The organism is Candidatus Syntrophosphaera sp. (assembly GCA_019429425.1).
In the GTDB taxonomy this organism is placed as follows: Bacteria; Cloacimonadota; Cloacimonadia; order Cloacimonadales; family Cloacimonadaceae; genus Syntrophosphaera.
In genome coordinates, this window is record JAHYIU010000048.1 from 1 (window position 1) to 19,240 (window position 19,240).

General features: G+C 56.0%; 15 protein-coding genes. 5 read left to right on the forward strand and 10 right to left on the reverse strand.

The genetic code is table 11. The annotated features are described in order from the left end of the window. The coding region (locus K0B87_06145; protein MBW6514322.1) for a hypothetical protein at positions 1–254 on the forward strand (254 nt) is incomplete at its 5' end. A 220-nt stretch (positions 255–474) separates the two neighbouring features. On the opposite strand, the gene K0B87_06150 is transcribed toward K0B87_06145, so the two are convergent. Then, complete coding sequence (locus K0B87_06150) at positions 475–2,574, reverse strand: M3 family metallopeptidase (GenBank protein MBW6514323.1); 2,100 nt, start codon at positions 2,572–2,574, stop codon at positions 475–477. 347 nt (positions 2,575–2,921) lie between these two features. On the opposite strand from K0B87_06150, the gene K0B87_06155 reads away from it, so the two are divergent. Continuing rightward, positions 2,922–6,983 carry a chitobiase/beta-hexosaminidase C-terminal domain-containing protein gene (locus K0B87_06155; protein MBW6514324.1) on the forward strand — a complete coding sequence of 1,354 codons (4,062 nt, stop codon included), beginning with the start codon at positions 2,922–2,924 and terminating at the stop codon, positions 6,981–6,983. Positions 6,984–7,199: 216 nt separating this feature from the next. Here the strand turns inward: K0B87_06155 and mce are convergent, their stop codons facing one another. From mce to K0B87_06200, 9 genes are all read right to left on the reverse strand, one after another. Further along, positions 7,200–7,607: a methylmalonyl-CoA epimerase gene (mce, locus tag K0B87_06160; protein MBW6514325.1), complete on the reverse strand. Its 408-nt coding sequence runs from the start codon at positions 7,605–7,607 to the stop codon at positions 7,200–7,202. Positions 7,608–7,618: 11 nt separating this feature from the next. Further along, the gene (locus K0B87_06165) at positions 7,619–8,164 is read right to left on the reverse strand and encodes a 2-oxoacid:acceptor oxidoreductase family protein (GenBank protein ID MBW6514326.1); all 546 of its coding nucleotides are present in this window, start codon (positions 8,162–8,164) and stop codon (positions 7,619–7,621) included. Beyond that, a complete protein-coding gene (locus K0B87_06170; GenBank protein MBW6514327.1) occupies positions 8,161–9,003 on the reverse strand; it encodes a 2-oxoacid:ferredoxin oxidoreductase subunit beta in 843 nt (280 codons plus the stop codon). Before K0B87_06170 ends, K0B87_06165 begins: the two co-directional genes overlap by 4 nt. A gap of 2 nt (positions 9,004–9,005) precedes the next feature. Next, positions 9,006–10,247, reverse strand: a complete 1,242-nt coding sequence (locus tag K0B87_06175) for a 2-oxoacid:acceptor oxidoreductase subunit alpha (protein ID MBW6514328.1) — start codon at positions 10,245–10,247, stop codon at positions 9,006–9,008. After that, complete coding sequence (locus K0B87_06180; GenBank protein MBW6514329.1) at positions 10,244–10,549, reverse strand: 4Fe-4S binding protein; 306 nt, start codon at positions 10,547–10,549, stop codon at positions 10,244–10,246. The genes K0B87_06175 and K0B87_06180 overlap by 4 nt, the downstream gene beginning before the upstream one ends. Positions 10,550–10,591: 42 nt before the next feature. After that, positions 10,592–11,812 (reverse strand): PLP-dependent aminotransferase family protein, encoded by a 1,221-nt coding sequence (locus K0B87_06185; protein MBW6514330.1) that lies wholly within the window; start codon positions 11,810–11,812, stop codon positions 10,592–10,594. A gap of 18 nt (positions 11,813–11,830) precedes the next feature. Continuing rightward, positions 11,831–12,121, reverse strand: a complete 291-nt coding sequence (locus K0B87_06190) for a hypothetical protein (protein MBW6514331.1) — start codon at positions 12,119–12,121, stop codon at positions 11,831–11,833. A 115-nt stretch (positions 12,122–12,236) separates the two neighbouring features. After that, a complete protein-coding gene (locus tag K0B87_06195; GenBank protein MBW6514332.1) occupies positions 12,237–13,217 on the reverse strand; it encodes a lipoate--protein ligase in 981 nt (326 codons plus the stop codon). Positions 13,218–13,230: 13 nt separating this feature from the next. Then, positions 13,231–14,946 (reverse strand): M3 family oligoendopeptidase, encoded by a 1,716-nt coding sequence (locus K0B87_06200; protein MBW6514333.1) that lies wholly within the window; start codon positions 14,944–14,946, stop codon positions 13,231–13,233. 939 nt (positions 14,947–15,885) lie between these two features. Here K0B87_06200 and K0B87_06205 point away from each other — a divergent pair. From K0B87_06205 to K0B87_06215, 3 genes are all read left to right on the forward strand, one after another. Continuing rightward, on the forward strand, positions 15,886–16,296 hold the full coding sequence (locus K0B87_06205; protein MBW6514334.1) for a T9SS type A sorting domain-containing protein: 411 nt from the start codon (positions 15,886–15,888) through the stop codon (positions 16,294–16,296). 11 nt (positions 16,297–16,307) lie between these two features. Then, entirely contained in the window at positions 16,308–17,696 is a 1,389-nt protein-coding gene (locus K0B87_06210; GenBank protein ID MBW6514335.1) for an SUMF1/EgtB/PvdO family nonheme iron enzyme, read from the forward strand. A 445-nt stretch (positions 17,697–18,141) separates the two neighbouring features. Beyond that, positions 18,142–18,732 (forward strand): transposase, encoded by a 591-nt coding sequence (locus tag K0B87_06215; GenBank protein MBW6514336.1) that lies wholly within the window; start codon positions 18,142–18,144, stop codon positions 18,730–18,732. Positions 18,733–19,240: the final 508 nt, after the last annotated feature.

Here is a 19,240-nt window from a genome sequence, read left to right on the forward strand (position 1 = left end):
TCAAGAGCTACAGCCAGCGCAACGGCAGCCAGAACGTGCCCAAGACCAAGCTGCCGCCCACTGCCTACGCCATCTTCATCAAGTTGATGTACGCCTGGCAGAAGGCGGATTCCGAGCACGTCGACCTGGCCAGCCTGACCGCCAGCGACATCGGCACCGTGGGCCTGGGAGTGGTGGATACGCTCAAGGCCGCGATCGACAACGACCTGCTGGACAGCGTGAGCGCCTACGACGACCTGACCGGAGTGTTCTAGTCAATGACCGCCCTGGCGGGGGCTGCGACGCCTTGGTGTGTATCTGGCAGAGGGATGGCGGGAGGGGATTTTTTCAATTAATAATGAAGGAATGAAGAATGAATAATGGGGTCGTAACACCGGCTAAAGCCAGTGTTACACCCTTCCACGCTTCCACTTTCCCACGCATCCAAAAAAAACGCCGGCTTTTTAGGGCCGGCGTTCTTGGTCAAATATACCGTCAGGCTTGTTCGGGGATCAGGCCATCCCGTTTGAGCAGGGCGTCTGGATCGGGTTTCCTGCCCCGGAAGGCGACGAACAGGTCCATTGGATGGAAGGCGTTTCCGCGCGCCAGGATGTATTTGCGGAAGGAACCGGCGACCTCGGGGTTGAAGATTCCCTTTTCCTGGAAGAGGCTCCAGGCATCAGCTTCCAGTGCCTCGGCCCATTTATAGGAATAGTAGCCGGCGGAATAGCCTCCGGCGAAGATGTGGGCGAAGGCGCAGGACATATTGCTTCCCGGGATGGGAGGCAGCACCTGGAAGCGTTGCGTGGCCTGCTTTTCAAAGGCGTCGATATCGCTGATCTGCTCGGGTGGAGTGGTATGCCAGGCAAAATCGAGCGATCCGTAGCGGAGTTGGTTCAGGTTGGCAAGCCCGGCCTGGAAATTCCTGGCGGCGATCACCTTGTCCAGCAGTTCCTTGGGCAGGGGTTCCCCGGTTTCGTAGTGTTTCGCGAAGAGGTTCAGCGCCTCTTCCTCGAGCAGCCAGTTTTCCATGATCTGGCTCGGCAGTTCCACAAAGTCCCAGAGCACGCTGGTGCCCGAAAGTCCTTTGTAGTAACCATCAGTAAGCAGTGAATGGAGCGCGTGGCCAAATTCGTGGAAGATGGTACGCGCTTCATCGAGGCGCAGAAGCGAAGGCTGGTCTTCTGTTGAGGGGGTCAGCGATGCCACGATGGATACGTGGGGCCGGCGCAGGCCGTCGGAATGCAGGCCCTGTCTTTGGAAGGATGTTTGCCAGGCCCCGCCGCGCTTGGTTTCACGGGGGAAGAGGTCCATGTACATCAGCCCGAGGAAGCTTCCGGCCTTGTCATAAACTTCCCAGGTGGTCACATCCGGATGGTAGACGGGCACGTCGAAAACCTGCTTGACCTCGATTCCGTAGATGTGTTTGGCCACGCTGAACAGGCCTTCCAAAACGTTTTCCACCTTGAACCAGGGGCGCAGTTCCTCGGGATCGTAAGCGTAACGCTGCTCCTTGAGTTTGTTCGAGTAATAGCTCATGTCCCAGGGCTGGAAATCTGTGATGCCATCGGTCTCGCGGGCAAAATCCGCCACTTCCTGATATTCTTTAAGGGACGCCGGATAGGCCACGGCGTAGATCTTTTCCAGGAAAGCGGAGGCCGTCTGGAAGGATTCCGCCATGCGGTCCTCCAGAACGAAATCCGCGTGGCTCTTGTAGCCAAGCAGATGGGCGCGCTGTTCGCGCAGTTCCAGGATGCGCTTGATGTTGGCCTGATTGTCGAAATCGTCTTTGAAAGCGCGGGAGGCATAGGCGGTCTGGATCTGGCGGCGCAGTTCGCGGTTCTTGCAATAGGTCAATAGCGGGATCATGCTGGAGGGCTGCAGATTGAACAGCCAGCCGCCGTCCTTGCCTTTGACCTTGGCCAGGTGCGCGGCGCCCGCCAGAGCGCTCTTCGGCATGCCTTCCAAGTCCTTGGGATCCGTGATGTGCAGTTCCCAGGCGTTGGTGGCGCCAAGGACGTTGTCGCTGAATTTGGGGCTGAGTTTGGAGGCTTCCATGTTGATCTGGGTGAGTTTGGCCTTGTCTTCCGGGCTCAGCATGGCGCCGCCGCGGATGAAGCCTTTGTAAACCCGTTCCACGAGGCGGTAGCGTTCGGCTTTCTTCAGCGCTTCCTTGTCATCCAGGTCCTGCGGCAAGGCTGGTTTGGCCTGGCCCGCAACTTCCTGTTCATAGACTTTTTTGACCCGCTCAAAGATGGCCGGATCGGTGGAAATGCTGCTGCTGAATTCCGCCAGCAGCGGGGATATCTGTTGCGCCAGGGCTTTGTACTCAGCGTCCGACTCAGCTGAAAGGAGATTGTAATATATGGTGGTAACATAGTCCAGCACTTCGCCGTTCAGTTCCAGGGCGAGGATGGTGTTTTCAAAATCCGGCTCAGCGGGATTGCTCTTGAGGGTTTCGATCTCTTCCCGGGCAAGCTTCAAAGCCTCTTCAACCGCGGGAAGGAAATGCTCCGTCTTGATCTCCGGAAAGGGTATGGCTTGCAAACGGTGGTCGTTCTGCTGCCTCAGCAGGGGATTTTCGGATGTCGTCATGTGGATGTCCTTTGCATTGATTTTTTTACAGATATGATAATCCAAAGCACGGGCGCGGGCAAAGCCATTATCCGATCTGTTTTGAGCACTTGGGCGGGGGATCAGGACATCAAAATATCCTAGAAATAAATTGACGGATTGGGGGCGTTTAGTTATCTTGGTATTTATGGAGATTTATCCATATCGGGGATCGCCCGGTACTGATTTATATCCTGGCCTGTCATTGCCTTGCTCCTTCAAAGGCCGGGCGGACAAGTGTTTTACCGTTTTGCAGTAATTTGTGATGCCGGATAGAGACTCCGGCATCATGAGATTGACCTAAAAAAGACTTAAGCAAGGAGATTAACATGCTTAGAAAACTATTATTGGTGTTTAGCCTCGTGCTCGGACTGGGAATTGTCTGGGCGCAGGGTTTGGAGACATTCGAAAACTTGACTCTAACCGGTACCGCCTATGCAGACGGTACGTTTCTGGGACAGGATGGCTCCAACTGGACTTACGAACAGTGCCGGGGAGATTATGAGATAACTGCAAAAGCCATCATGATTGGGCGCAATCGAACTCCTCAATCCAATGTCTATTCAGGTACCATAAGTGGTGGTATTGGAACAATATCGTTCGACTATTCCCAAGCTTTTTCCACAACTGTGAACCTGAATGTGCTCGTCAATGATGTTGTGGTGGGCAATGTAACTTCATTAGCCCAGCAGGGAGTGATCCTGAACTCCGGACCGATCGTCGTTAATGTGCCCGGAGATTTCGTTCTGAAATTCATCAACGTGAACAACTCGGATGGACAAGTGGTTATCGACAATGTTGCCTGGACTGGCTACACTGCCACAATTCCAATGATTTCCGCGATCGGGACCCTCGAGGAATTTAGCGCCTATACCGGAACTCCCTCAGCTTCACAAAGTTACACGCTGATAGGCAGCAACCTGACCGAGGGCATCGTCGTCACGCCACCAAACGGCTTCGCCATTTCCACTGATGACGTGACCTTCTACACAACAGCCCAGACCCTGGCTTTGGATTACAACGGACCCGTCTATGTCCGCCTGACAGGAAGCGCCGCTGGCAGTTATTCCGGCAATATCACGCACACCAGCACCGGCGCGGACCAGGTCGACAAAGCTGTCAGCGGAACGGTGTCTGATCCGGTTCCTCTGATCAGTGTGACCGGCAATCTGTCTGCCTTCACAACCGAAGTGGGAACTCCATCTCCAGCCCAAAGCTACACCTTGGCCGGACAATTCCTCACCGCGAATATTAATATCGCCGCTCCGGCGGGATTTGAGCTCTCAACCGACGGTTCTTCCTATGCCTCCAACGCATCGGTTCCTCCGTCTTTCAGCGGATTGGTCTATGTCCGACTGACCGGAACCACGATCGGCATTTATGGCGGAAACATCACCCACACCAGCTCTGGCGCCACTCAGGTCGATCTGCCGGTTAGCGGAGAAGTGACCGATGTAGTTGGGCCGACCATATTCATGGAAGAGAACTTCAACTATACGGCTGGCACTTTGCTTACGGACAACGGCTGGATAGCTCATAGCGGTGCGGGTACGCAACCCGCGGTTGTGGGAACAACCGGATTGGTTTATCCAAATTATCCCCCAGCTTCCGGCAACAGTGCGCAAACTGTCTTCTCTGGCAGCGCGGAAGACGTTCACAGAAATTTTGAGGTCCAAACTTCCGGCACGGTGTATACAGCCTTCTTGTTCAATGCCAGTTCATTACCGAACACGACAGGAGATTACATCGTCCATATGGGGCCGCAAAACATCGGGACCGATTTCAAGGGTAGATTTTTCGTGCAAAAGAATGCCGAGGACAACCTTCGCTTCGGCCTCACGAAAGCGGGAGCGGTTGCTACAGCCGTCTGGACTGGCGATACATACGACTATGCTCTGAACACCACCTACCTGGTCGTGCTCAAGTATGTCATCAATCCTGGACCCACCAATGACGAAGTTTACATGTGGATCAACCCCACGATCGGCGCAACTGAGCCTGCACCGCAGATCACGGCAGCCGATGTGGCGGGTACTGATGCTGCCAATATCGGTTCCTTTGCCATCAGACAGGGTACATATACTCCCATCGCGCAAATTGACGGTATCCGGGTTACCAACGACTGGGCGATCCTCTGGAGCGGCGAAGCTCCTCCCACGCCGGAGATCATCGTCTCCGGCACTCCTGATCCCCTGGTCAACATTGCCGGCATCCCCTCTGAAGAGGTAAGCAGCTATCAGCTTAGCGGGCTGCATCTGACCGGCCCGATCACGATCGTAGCCCCCGCAGATTTCGAGGTATCGACCAGTTCAACCACTGGTTGGGACAGCACGATCCAGGTCGCCTCGACTTTCTCCGGCCCCATCTATGTGCGCCTGGTGGGAATTGAAGTGGGAACGCATGGCGGAAACATCACTCACAACAGCCCGGGAGCGGCCGAGCAAACTGTGTTCGTGGAAGGCGAGACCCTTGCTCCGGATGTCGTCTGGAACGTCGTCGCGAATCTGACTGCTTTCACCCAGGAAGAAGGGACCCCGTCAGCAGCTCAATCATACAGCCTTAGCGCCACCAACGCGTCCGCGGATATCATCGTGACCGTGCAAAGTCCCTTTGAACTCAGCACGACAGGCTCTGATCCCTGGTTAACCACGCTGACGCTTCCTTTTAACTTCAACGGCCTGGTGTATGTGCGGCTGAATTCCATGACAGCAGGGAATTTTAACGGATCGATCGTGCACAATTCCACGAACGCCAGCCCCTATGAAATTCCGATCTCTGGCACGACCAACCCGCCCGCCGGAGATTACGCGGTCGACCTCTTCTTCTCCGAATATCTCGAAGGAAGCAGCAGCAACAAGGCCCTGGAGATATTCAACGGAACCGGAATGGCAGTTGATCTGAGCGATTATAAGGTCGAGCTCTATTCCAATGGGTCACCCACGGCAGGAAACACTCTGGTTATGACCGGAATGCTTGCTCACGGTGATGTTTATGTGATCGCCAATGCGTCTGCCAACGCGGCCATACTCGCCGTCGCGGATGTCACCAGCACGGTAACCTTTTTCAATGGCGACGACGCGCTTGCCCTGATCAAGATCAGCACCGGAGAATACGTCGATATCTTCGGCGTGATCGGAAATGATCCCGGAACCCAGTGGACTGCCGACGGCGGCTATTCCACCCTGGACAAGACCCTGGTCCGCAAACCCACTGTAGTGCAGGGTGTTACTGTAAATCCCACCGGAACAGGTCCTGAGGCCTTTGTTACCCTGGGCACGGAATGGGATGTTTATCCTATCGATTCATTTAGTTTCCTGGGATATCACACTTTCTCACCCGGGACACCGCTGGCCGAAACTCCGGTCTTCGCTCCACAGGGGGGAGTATTCTATTCCCCGGTTAATGTGGCGATCAGCACCGCGACCCCGAATGCCACGATCTATTACACCACTGACGGAAGCGTCCCCAGCGATACAAACGGGTCAGTATATACAGCTCCTGTAATGATCAGCCAGACAACGACACTCAAGGCGATCGCCTACGCGGCCGGCTACACTCCCAGTGGTGTGGCAAGCGCTGAATACATCTTCACAACTGATGTGGCGACGATCGCGGCCCTGAGAGCCGGAACACCTGGTGTCATATACAGATTGACCGGCGTGGGAGTGCTCACTTTCCAGCAGACCTTCCGCAACCAGAAATACATCCAGGACAGCACAGCCGGAATTCTGATCGACGATCTTGCCGGTCACATTACCACCGCGTATAACCTATATAACGGCATCATCAACATCATCGGAACGGTTTCCGAGTATGGTGGAATGAAGCAGTTCACGCCGCTGGCCGATCCGGGGGCCCCATATTCAATCAACAACACAGTGATCCCGCAAGTGATCACTTTGGCTGAACTGGTGGCTAACTTCGAGAACTACGAATCCGAACTGGTCAAGATCACCAATATCACTTTCGATACGGCGGATGGGATAATCACCTTCGCCAACGGCATTATGTATCCCATGAACACAGGCACTATGAACTTCCGCACCACCTTCTATGATGTGGATTACATCGGAACTATAGTGCCAGTGGAGACCGTCAACATCATCGGACTGCCGAATTCCCGCTCTACCGAAGGCAACCTCTTCACCGCCCGGTTCCTCTCTGATTTCGAGCCTTACGTGGCATCCCTGGAAAGCCCTATGGTCACGATCACACGGATCGGCGAGACGATCTGGCTGACCTGGAACGACGTGGACGGAGCCTCCAGCTACAGGATCGAACATTCTGATGATCCGTTCACTGGCTACACGGAACTGGGAACCACTAACAACATCGAATACTCAACTCCCGCGACCACCAGGAAGTTCTACCGCGTGATCGCCATCAACTAAGCCAACATCCATAATGATAGCCAACCCGGGAGTTCGCTCCCGGGTTTTTGTTTGCTCCCCTTCCGCCCTCAGAACATCAAGCTGTTCCATTGGTAATTTCGCCCAACACATTCCCAATGTTGTTCGGGATGTGTTGGGTGAAAGTGCAACCGGAACAGCGGATACAAAAAAGGCCGGCCCGCTGGCCAGCCATTTATTGTTGGGTTTTGTCAGTGTTTATTTGTGTTCGCTTTCCTTGCAGAATTCGATCAGCACGCCCAAGCTTGATTTGGGATGCAGGAAGGCGATGTCGGCATGATGGGCTCCGGGCCGGGGTTCTTTGTCGATGAGCCGGATCCCGTTTTCCTTGGCTGTGGTCAATGCTTCGGGCAGGTCGTCGACGGCAAAGGCGATGTGTTGGATGCCTTCGCCCCTTTTTTCGATGAACTTGGCCACGGGGCTGTCTTCCGAGGTCGGCGCCAGCAGTTCGATCCTGGTGTCGCCGCAGGGGAAAAAGGCCACTTTAACCATTTGAGATGGCACTTCCTCTGTCCCTTCCAAAACCAGGCCCAGCTTTTCATAGAAGGCGATTCCCTCGTCCAGGTCCTGGACCGCGATGCCGATGTGGGAGATATGTTTGATCATGCTGGGAGCTCCTATTTACCGTATTTGGCGGCCAGGTCGAACCCCAGCTTCATGGCCTTGTGGTTGATCTCCACGAAGGCCGGCTTGACGGTCTCGGCGATGGATTGCTTGAGCGAAGCTTCCTTCACGATCCCGGTTATCTTGACCAGGAAGGCCAGCGAGAGGATGTTCGTCGTGATCGGGCTGCCCAGCTTTTCGATGGCGATCTCCGTGAACGGCAGCTCATAGGTGTTTTCCGCGGCCAGAGCAAGGTTTTTCACATAGGTGGTGTCGATGATCAGGATGCCGTTCTCGCGCAGGTCAAAGAGGTATTTGTCGCAGGCTTCCTGGGTGAGGGCCAGCAGGCAGTTGAAATTGGTGGCCTCGGGAAAATAGATGTCATGGTCGCTGATTATGACATCCGCGCGTGAAGACCCGCCGCGGGATTCAGGCCCGTAACTCTGGGTCTGGGTGACGCGGTATTTGTCCAAAACGGCTGCCCGGGCCAGGATAATTCCAGCCAGGATGAGGCCCTGGCCACCGCTGCCGGAAAGGCGCAGTTCATAGTTCTTCATTATGCTTCACCTCCCATGGCCTGTACCCGTTTGACCAAGTCGGCGTACTGGGCGCAGAATTCAGGCCGGACCTCCTTACGCAGGACACCGCGGACGATCTTACCCTCCAGCTTTTCCGGAGGAAGCTTGGCCACGGCGGAAAGAGGGACCGAGTTGTCTCGCATGTCCTTCATCATCTGCGGCGCTCCGCCTTTCTTGTTCAGGCGGCCGTAGATCACCGGACAGGCGCTGATGATCTCGATCAGGGCGAAGCCTGGATGCTCGATCGCTTCGGCGACCATTTTCTGGGTCTCCTGGGTGTGGAAGGCCGTGGTGCGTGCCACATAGGAAGCCCCGGCACCCATGGCCAGCTCGCAGACATTGAAATCCGGCTCGATGTTACCATAGGGCGCAGTGGTGGCGATCGCGTCGTGCGGGGTCGTGGGAGAGCATTGTCCGCCGGTCATGCCGTAAATGTTATTGTTAACCAGGATGACGGTGAGGTCGATATTCCTGCGGGCCGCGTGGATCAGATGGTTGCCGCCGATGGCGGTGCAATCCCCGTCTCCGGTGACCACTATCACCTTCAGATAGGGCTTGTGCAGCTTGACTCCGGTGGCGTAAGCTATGGAGCGCCCGTGCAGGGTGTGCAGGGTGTTGAAATCCACGTAAACAGGCATGCGCGAGGAGCAGCCGATGCCGGAGACCATGACAATGTCGTCGCGATGGATGTCCATGCCAGCCAGGGCCCGGATGACCGAGCCGAGTACGATGCCGTTGGAACAGCCGGCGCACCAGACGTGGGGGAATTTCTTGTCGTGGCGAAGGTAATCGTGAATGACGCGTTGCGGTATTGTGGCCATGATCAGATAACCTCCCTCAATTTGCGTAAGATATCTGTGGGTGAGATCAACCTGCCGTTCACCCTCTGGATCTTGATCAGCTTGCTGTCGCTGCGGTCTTTGACCAGGCGCTGGATCTCGCGCACCAGCTGGCCTTGATTGAGCTCTGGCACCACCACTATGTCCACGTCGCGCAGCATCTTGCGCACCGCGTCATCGGGGAAGGGCCAGATCGTCAGCGGGCGCAGGAGGCCCACCGGAATGCCTTCATAGCGGGCCATCGCCACCGCGGATTTGGCCGCGCGGGCGACTATGCCGGCCGCGAAAATGGCGATCTTGGCGTCTTCCATCTGATAGCCTTCGATCTGGACCAGGTCGCGGATGTTGTAGGTGATCTTCTTGCGCAGGCGGTCCATCATGTCTGCCGCCTCAGTCGGTTTATTGGTGGGAAATCCCAGCGCGTCGTGGGTCAGCCCCGTGACGTGGAACCTGTAGCCCTCGCCGTAACTGGCCAGGGGAGAGAGGTATTTCTGGTTTTCATCATAATGCTTGTACCAATGGGGCGGAACGGTTGGCTTGATGCGCGAGATCACGCGCACGTTGGCCATGTCCGGAAGCCGCACCGCTTCGCGCATGTGGCCCAGCACTTCGTCCAGCAGCAGGATCACGCAGGTGCGGTATTTTTCCGAAAGGTTGACGGCCCGGATCGTGAGTTCGTAGCATTCCTTCACACTGTAGGGATAGAGAACGATAGCCGGGCTGTCGCCATGGCTGCCCCAGCGTGATTGCTGCAATTCGCCTTGCGCGCAGCTGGTCGGCATTCCGGTCGAGGGCCCGACCCGCTGGACGTTCACCACCACGCAGGGCGTTTCTGTGATCTTGGCAAAGCCGATCCCTTCCTGCATCAGGGAAAATCCGGGTCCGGAAGTCGCGGTCAAAGCTTTGGCCCCGGCCAGGGAAGCGCCGGTGATTGCGCAGATGCTGGCGATCTCGTCCTCCATCTGGATAAAAACGCCGCCGCGCTTGGGCAATTCGGTGGCCAGGATCTCCGCGATCTCGGTGGAGGGTGTGATCGGATAGCCGGCAAAGAAATCGCAGCCTGCATCCAGGGCTCCATAGGCAACTGCTTCATTGCCCTGCATCAGGATCGTCTTGCGTTCGCGAACGGCCTGTAATTCCTCGAGCTTGGTCTCCGGTTTTGGTGTTCTGGCTTCTGGCGTGGGGGCAGGATTCGTAATTTTCTTGCTCTGTTTCATCATTATCATCCTGATCGGTCTTTGGCGCCGGTGATGGCAAAATCGGGGCACAGCCGGTCGCAGGTCTCGCAGTGAATGCATTTGTCTGGATTCGCCACATAGGGCGCGCCATCGGCTTTGCGTCCCAGGCATCCGGTGGGGCAGAAAGCGACGCAGATGCCGCATTTCTTGCACCAGTTGTAGTAAATTAACACGGGGGAGTCCTCATCGCCCGGTTCCTTGACTTCGGTGACTTCCACCTCCATCTTTTCCAGAGCGTCTTCCTCCCTGATGATCATGCCCATGCGGTCTTTTTCGACTTTTTTAGGCATCATTCCTCCAGGTTCTGTATATTATTAAAAGCATTTTATCTGTCAGGACCTCTTGGCCAAAACCTGTTTGTAGAATGTTCCCAGGCGTTTGCAGCCTTCACGGTTGTTCTCTTCGGATTCGTAGGAGAAGTTTAGGCGCATGGTATGCTGGCCCTTGCCGTCGCAGAAGAAGGAGGTGCCGGCAACGTAGGCCACGTTCTGTTCCTTGATGCAATCCAGCAGCAGTGCGCCGGTGTCGATGCCCTCGGGCCCGTAGGCCATCAGGAAGAGCCCGCCCTGGGGCTTAATCCAGGTGAATTCCTCAGGCATGAATTCCTGCAGGGAATCGAGCATCACTTTCTGCTTGGCTTTGTAAAGCACGGAGATATCCTTGATCTTGGGGGTCAGATAGCCCTGCTCGATGTAGCGGGCGGCGATGCGCTGGGTGAAAGGCGGGGTGCAGAGATCGGTGGCTTGCTTGGCGACCACGATCTTATCCAGGATGTCGGGATGCCCGACCACCCAGCCAATGCGGAAACCGGGGCAGAAGATCTTGGAGAAGGTGCCCAGCAGGATCACCTGTCCGGTGCCTTCCAGTTCATAGATGGTCCTTTGATCCTCGCCTTCGTAGCGCAGTTCGCGGTAGGGGCTGTCTTCCAGGATGAGGATGTCATATTTGTGGGCGAGGTCGATTATCTCCAGGCGGCGCTTTTCGCTCATGGTCATGCCGGCGGGATTTTGGAAATCCGGGATCACATAGATGAATTTTGGTTTCTTGCCCCGGGCGATGGCTTCCTTAATCCTGGCTTCCATGATCTCGGGAATTTCACCCTCGTCGTCCATGGGAATGCCAACCATGTTTGCGCCGTAGGAGTTGAAAGCGCTCAGGCCGCCCAGATAGGAGGGCAGGCCCACGATGACGGTGTCCCCGCGGTCGATGAAAATCTTGGCGATCAGGTCCAGGGCCTGTTGCGAGGCTGTCGTGATGATCAGGTTTTCGAGGCTGATATCCAGTCCGGACGCCTTGTAGCGGTTCACCATCATGGTGCGCAGCAGGGTGTCGCCTTCCGTGGGACCGTATTGCAGGGCCATGGCGCCTTCGTTGTCCATCACGTCCGCCATGATGCCTTTCAGTTCCTGGATGGGGAAGGTGGCCGGGTCGGGAAAGCCTCCGGAAAAGGAGATCAGACCGGGCTGGCCAAGAAACTTCAGAAGTTCGCGGATGGCCGAGCGGCGCATCCCGCGGATGTTGGTCGAGACGATGTCTTGCAAGTCGGTGATCATGATGATCCTCCCTCTATCTTATTTTTGTTCGTAGATCAATACTTTCTTGTTGGTCTTGCGCCATTCGCGGTAGGCGGATTTGATCTCCAGTTCCCAGACTATGCGCTTGTCGCTGTCCTCGAAGGTGACGATGTCCAGGTAGTAGGTGCGGTTGCTTTTGCCCATAAAGCTCTTCTTGGGAAATTCCACCACGATCTCGCCTTCGATGTTGAGGATCGTGATCTCGTTCAGAAAAACGCCTTCTGCGATCTCCATGACGGCCCGCGCTTCCACGCTTCCGGTCTGAACGTCGCGAAAATGTATGTTCATGAATACTCCAATTTTTGCTTGTTCCATTGTTAAAAAGGACGCTTTATTGGTCAAGGGATTTTTTGCCCGATGCGGGTCAAGCAAAACCCGCCGTTCACCCCAAAATTCGACCTGCTCAGATCAGCCCGGCCAGGAGCTCTTCTGCTATCACCTCGCCGAAGAATTCCTGCAGAGGCTGTTGTTTCAGGACCGCGAGCAGCGTTTCCGCGCGATGGGGCAGGCCGGTCAAAACCCTCTCCAGTTCAGCTGTGTCCCGGTTTCCGAAGAAATCACCGTAGATGCGGAGCCCGGTGATCAGGCCTTGGTGGACGTCGGTGTGAAATTCGATCGTGCCCGCGGCGCAGCGGATCGCTTGCACATGGTTATATTGGGGCGATTTGCCGAAATTCCATTCCCAGGTGTCGTATTTGCTTTCCACCAGCTTTCTGATCGCCTCCTCGTCCTCCGGGCTGAACGCGTATTCGCGCGCGTCCGGATAGAGTTTGAGCACCTGGGCCTGGATCAGCAGGATGAATTCCTCCAGCCCGATGGGATGGCTGAGGTGGTCTGAAACATTGGTAACCCGCTTGGAAACGGACTTCACGGCCTTGTCGTTGAACTTGAGCGGATTTGCTTTCAAGGCGGCGGAGAGGTCCGCTATCCGCGAGGAGAAAAGGATCGTGCCATGCTGCTGGACCTTGTCCCGGTACACCGCGCGGGCGTTGCCGGAAAACTTCATTCCCTTGATGGTCAGGTCGTTGCGCCCTTCCAGACGTGCCTCCACACCCAGTTCCCGCAGCGCGGCCAGCACCGGGGCGGTGTATTTGGCAAAGCCTTTTTCTTCGTCTGCACCGCGGTTCATGATGAAGCTGAAGTTAAGGTTGCCCAGGTCGTGAAACACCGTTCCTCCTCCTGTCAGCCTGCGCACCACGGGGATGCTGTGTTCCTGCACATAGCCGCAATTGATCTCCGCCAGCGTGTTCTGATGCCGGCCCACAATGATCGACGGCGCGTTGCGGTAGAGCAGGAACACGTCCTCGCTGAAGTTTTTGAGGATATATTCCTCGCTGGCGATATTGAAGGGGGCAAAGTGGCTGGGACTGGCTATGAACAGCATAAGTCGCTCTCGGTCAGAGCTTTTCCACCTCGGCCAGTTCGCTTTTGACAAAATCCACCAGCTCGCCGATCCGCGCTTCGGAGAAATCGAATTCTATTCCCGCGGCCCGGTAGATCTCGCTCACCGGCCTGGAATAGCCCAGATCGAGGAAATCCTGGTATTGGCGCAGGGCCCGGTCCTTGTTATGGCGGTAGTTCATGTAGATGGAAAGCGCGCCGAGCTGCGTCATGCCATATTCGATGTAGTAGAAAGGCACTTCAAAGATGTGTAGTTGCATCAGCCAGCGCAGGTGCCGGAAGTCTTCCAGCCCGCTCCAATCCAGGCTGGAAGAGAATCGGCCGCTGATCTGGAGAAACGCCTTTTTCCGCTCTTCCGCGCCGTGTTCCGGATGCAGGTAGACCCAGTGCTGGAAGGCGTCCACGGTCATGCACCAGGGCAGGAAAGACAGGGTCCCTTCCAGCTGCTCCTTTTTGGCCTTCTTGAGGTCGCTCGCGCTCTTGTAATACTCGTCCCAATGGTCCATGCTGAGCAGTTCCATGCTCATCGAGGCCAATTCCGCAACCTCGCTGGGAGTGTCGGCATAGGGGGCGAGCTGGATGTCCTTCATCGCTGCCGCGTGCATGGCGTGGCCGGATTCGTGGAGCAGGGTGACCACGTCGCCGTGCAGCTTCACGTGGTTCATGAAGATGAAGGAAGAGCCGAGATTGCTGATGCTGGTGTTGTATCCCCCGGGCGCTTTGCCCTTGCGGTTTTCCAGATCCAGCAGGCCGGTGTTGTCCATCAGCCGGAGCTGGCGCGCGTAGGCCGGTTTGACCTTTTCCAGCACTCGCACGGATTTGCCGATGAATTCCTCCGTGGTCTCAAAGGGCTGGAGCTTGCGCCCGTCCAGGTCCACAGCCGTGTCCCAGGGACGCAGGGTGTCCAGTTTCAGGGCTTTCACGCGCTCTGCGTCGAGCTCCTTCACGAAGGGCACCACCACCTTTTCAACCGCGGCGTGGAACTTGTACAGGTCATCCGGGCTGTAGGAAAAACGCCCCATTTCGGCGTGCTTGTAGTCCCGGAAGTTGGCGAAGCCTGCGTTGGCGGCGATCTGGGACCGCACTCCGCGCAGCTCGTCATAAAGATCGTTCAGTTCCCCCTCCTGGCCGGCGAAACAGCCCAGACGCAGGCGCCAGGCGGCTTCGCGCTTCTGCCGGTCGGAGTCTTTCAGATACACGGATAGCTGGGCCGGGGTCTGTTCCCTGCCCTCGAATTCCGCTGTCATTTTGCTCACGATCCCGCCGTATTTGTTGGCCAGTTCGGATTCCTGTACCTTCAGGGGCACGTTCTCCTCGCGGAACAGCTCTATGTCGTTGGCGACCATGCGGTTCAGATGGGCATACTTTTCCTCGGGCAGAAAGGCGCGCTGCGGGCTGGCGTAAAAAAGCTTCTTCAGCTGGAAGCTCATTGGTTCCAAGGGTGCCACGACCTGGCTGAAGAAATCGTTGTAAGCCTTTTCCAGAGCGGGATCGTCGGCATGGACGGTCATCCGGATGTAGCGCCAGGAAAGTTCGTCCCCCACGGCGCGCAGGAGGTCCGAGTATTTCTCCATCAGCAGGATCAGGTCTTCCGGAGTGGAGACCGGTTCCCGCAAAAGGGAGTTCATGTGCTCTTCCACCATGGCGGGAGAGGTGATGTCAAAGCCTTCGGGCAGATGCTTGAAGGGGATCGGAGTGAGTTTTTCGGCCATTTCTTTTATCCTTACAGTCATTATTATTCTTGATTTTCAGGATCCACCCGTCCCGGGGAGCGGGATCCCAATTCACGCTTTTCCAAGCGCCGGATATTGTCAATCGCCTTTTTTGGCTGCGTATCGAAAGCTATCTGCCTTTTGTTCCGGCTCCAGCAACCAACCGAAGAAAAGATTTGTCAAAACAGAGAGACAGAGGCACAGAGATGGGGTAGAGAGCCATGCAGTAACTCTGGCTTCAGCGGTCGTTCCACCAGCTTCAGCTGGTTCAGCTTATTGACAAACCGGTTTCAACCGGTGCAGGAAAATAGACCCGGGATTTATCCCGGGTTTTCACGGAGATCATGTTTATTTAACAACTTCCCCACCCTCTCTCCAAACTCAGATCAGATCTGAGTTTGGAGAGGGGGTGGGGCCTGAAACATGGATGGCATGATTTTGAAATACGACGGCTAAAGCCGCCGCCTATATTCCATCACCTCACCTGCGGCGAGGTTTGTCAACAGACTGCACCAACTTCAGCTGGTTTTTTTCCTGATGCAGAGATCAAGTCTGGCCTTCAAGCTCCATTCCCCAAGCCGGCTCAAGCCAGCGGAACGACCGGCTGAAGCCAGTGTTACGGGATCGCCCTCCACGCCACCCCGCCAAAATGCCACCACACCACTATGCCCCATTAGCGCTGAACCAAAGAGGGTGTCATTGTCGATCATGCTGGAAAATATATGAAACAGGTATATTTTGCTTGACAGAAATGAGCATGGTTGCATATATTGCCCCGAGGTTATTTGTATGGAGAGACCAGGTTTTTGGCTGCGCGCGCGGCAGGATCAGCGCGATTTTCTCACGTGTAGGAAAGAAAAGCATCACGAGCCGGGAATCACTTCCCGGGCGGCTGAGGCCCGGCAGGGCAAAATACAAGCACCAGCAAGGAGAAAGGCAATGAACAGATTTCTCATCTTTTTCACGCTTCTCGTTTTGGCGGGTAGCATCCACGCCTTCGTCGGAGAGGGCGAATCCAACGTTTTTGAGATCACCCAGACCGGGGTGGAGGAATCGATCATTCCTCCCAGCCAGCAGACCGGGTTCACCGGGCCGGCCTGGCCCAATCCCTTCCGGGGCGGAGCGGTGGTCAGCATCGGCCTGCAAGTCAAAGCCGGGGAGCTTGCGACCTGCGGCATCTACAACCTCGCGGGGCAGGCGGTCAGCATCCAAAGCTATGCCCCGGGCAGCCACCAACTGGTTTGGGACGGACGCGACCTACGCGGAGATCCCTGCGCCAGCGGGATCTATCTGCTCAGGCTAAGGTCCGCCAGCCACGCATCCAGCGCCAAACTGGTGCTGATCAAGTGAGGGAGGCGATCATGAACAAGCAAATCTTGACCCTCATCGCGATCCTGGCGGTTGGCCTGCTGGCCGCGGCGCCGGTGGTCACCAGCGTTCTGGCCGGGCAACTGGGCGACCAGGTGCTGATTGCCTACAGGCTTTCTAATCCTTTCGAATTGGATTGCGAGGTGAGCGTGGCAGTTTCCGCGGACGGCGGGGCGACCTACAGCATCTTCCCGACCGCGCTGAGCGGCGATATCGGGCTGCTGCCGGCCCCCGCGGCTGGCGCGGATTATGAGATCTTCTGGAACTACGGGCAGGACGGCGTTGGCCCCGGAACCAGTTACCGCGTAAAAGTGATCGCCGACGACGGAGCCGGGGAGGTGGCCACTCCGGTCTTCGATCCGCCCGGCGGATATTACTCCGGCCCGCAGAGCGTGAGCATCGCCTGCGCCACAGACGGCGCTGTCATCCGCTATACCGACGACGGCAGCGAGCCGACATACATGTCAGCCGAGTATACAGGCCCGATCGAAGTAGATGCCACCACAACGCTCAAGGCGAAGGGCTTCAAATACGGCTGGACGTCCAGCGCCACGGCCAGCGCGACTTATACTCTTGCTGGTCCGATGATCTACGTCCCCGGCGGGACCTTCATCATGGGGGATACGCACGGAGGGGGCAATAGCAATGAATTGCCCACGCACAGCGTTACCTTGAGCCCCTTCTACATCGGAAAGTACGAGGTCACGCAGGCGGAGTATGCCCAGTATCTGCAGCCGGGTTCAAGCTGGACAAGCAACTATGGCCTTGGGGCTAATTATCCTGCTTATAATGCCTCCTGGTACGCCATCCTCAAATACTGCAACCTGCGCAGCATTGCGGAGGGCTTCATGCCCTGCTATACGATCAGTGGCTCTACAAATCCTGCTGACTGGGGAGAAGTCCCCTATGTATACACTGATCCAAACATCCCTATCTGGAACACCGCCACCTGCAACTGGAGCGCCGACGGCTACCGGCTGCCCACAGAGGCCGAATGGGAATACGCGGCCCGGGGTGCTGTGGACCCACCTGACTATTTCTACAGCGGCTCGGATTACATCAACGCCGTGGCTTGGTATGATGGCAACAACAGCCCCCATGGCACCAAACCTGTCGGAACCAAAGCACCCAACGAGCTGGGAACCCATGACATGAGCGGAAATGTACATGAATGGTGCTGGGATTGGTATGACAGCAGCTATTACAGCAGCAGCCCCAGCGAAAATCCGACCGGCCCTGCGAGCGGAACCCACCGTCTGTTGCGCGGTGGCGACTGGCTCTACGAAGCCACTAACTGCCGTGTGTCGTCCCGTAACGGCTCCTTCTTTCCGTTCGTCTTCGGCAGCCTCTTGGGATTCCGTCTCTGCAGGGCTATGAATTGATTGGTTCTTGGCTCTTGGAGCTTGGCCCTTGATTGCAATGTAGCCGGAGGATTCCACTTGTAGCCAGAGGATTCCGATCCTCTGCCGGATTCCCTGTAGCCAGAGGATTCCGATCCTCTGCCTGATTCCCTGTAGCCAGAGGATTCCGATCCTCTGCCGGATTCCATGTAGCCAGAGGATTCCGATCCTCTGCCAAATATTAGGAAGCCCCGCAAGCGGGGACCCCTGCTTTGGAAAGCTCTGGCTACAGGCGTAAAGCTCTAGCTACAGGCGTAAAGCTCTGGCTACAGGCGTAAAGCTCTGGCTACATTTGCTCTAGCTACAAATCATACCAGGCTACACATATGAGAGAACAATGAATAAACACAACACGATCTCCAACCACAACCTGAGATCCGGCTACTAAGCTCAGAATCTGCCTCATTTCTTTGCTGCGGACAAACCTTTGTTCATCACCTACAGGCTCAAGTTCACCCTTCCCAGCAAAATCATGGAGGAGTTTGCCCGGCGCAGGCAGGAATGGCTGAAGGAATGGGAAAACGCTCTGCCCGAGGACAAGCAAGCTGCGAAAGTCAGGGAAGCCGGGCTGCGTTTTGCCTGGTTCGACGAGCTGCTGGATAAATCTTTTGAAGTGCCAGGATTCCTGCAGAGCCAGGAGATCACGGATATCATCGCCACGGCTTTCCAGCACTTCAACGGACTGCGCTACCGGCTGATCGCGTATTGCGTCATGCCCAACCATGTGCATGCCCTCATTCTGCCTCTACAAGACGCAGAGGGAAACAGCTTTTCCCCCGCGCGAATAATCTATGGCTGGAAAAGGTACACGGCAAACCGGATCAACCGGTCGTTGGGAAGAACCGGCAGCCTTTGGCAGAAAGAGAGCTACGACCATGTGGTAAGGGACGAAAAGGAAATGATTAATGTTACCGAGTACATTATCCAGAATCCGGTGAGGGCGGGATTGGTAAAGAATTGGGAGGAATGGCCCGGTACCTGGATAGCTGAGGACTTGAGGCCAGAGTGTGTTCTGTAGCCTGAGGATTCCACTTGTAGCCAGAGGATTTTCCCTGTAGCCAGAGGATTACGATCCTCTGCCTGAAAGGGGAAAAGGGGAAAAGGGGAAAAGAGAAAAAGGGGAAACCCTATAGCCAGAGGATTCCGATCCTCTGCCAAATATTAGGAAGCCCCGCAAGCGGGGACCCCTGCTTTGGAAAGCTCTGGCTACAGGTGGATAGCTCTGGCTTCAGGCGTAAAGCTCTGGCTACAATTGCTTTGGATACAAAAATCAGTATCCGGAGATGGCGGGTAACCCTCATAAGTATCCACCCTGCCCACTCTGACTGCCCCCTCTGACTGCCCACTCTGATTGATCCTAAGCTGATCCATAGCTGATCCTAAGCCGTTACCCTGGAGATTCCGCCCTGTCAAGTCCTGAAATAGGTTGACTGTTTTTCGTTGTTATATTTCTGAGCTGTAGTGTCGTATTTGTGCTACAGAGCCCCCCATAGAATTGAATGCCCCCGAGCGCTGGATTCCTCTTT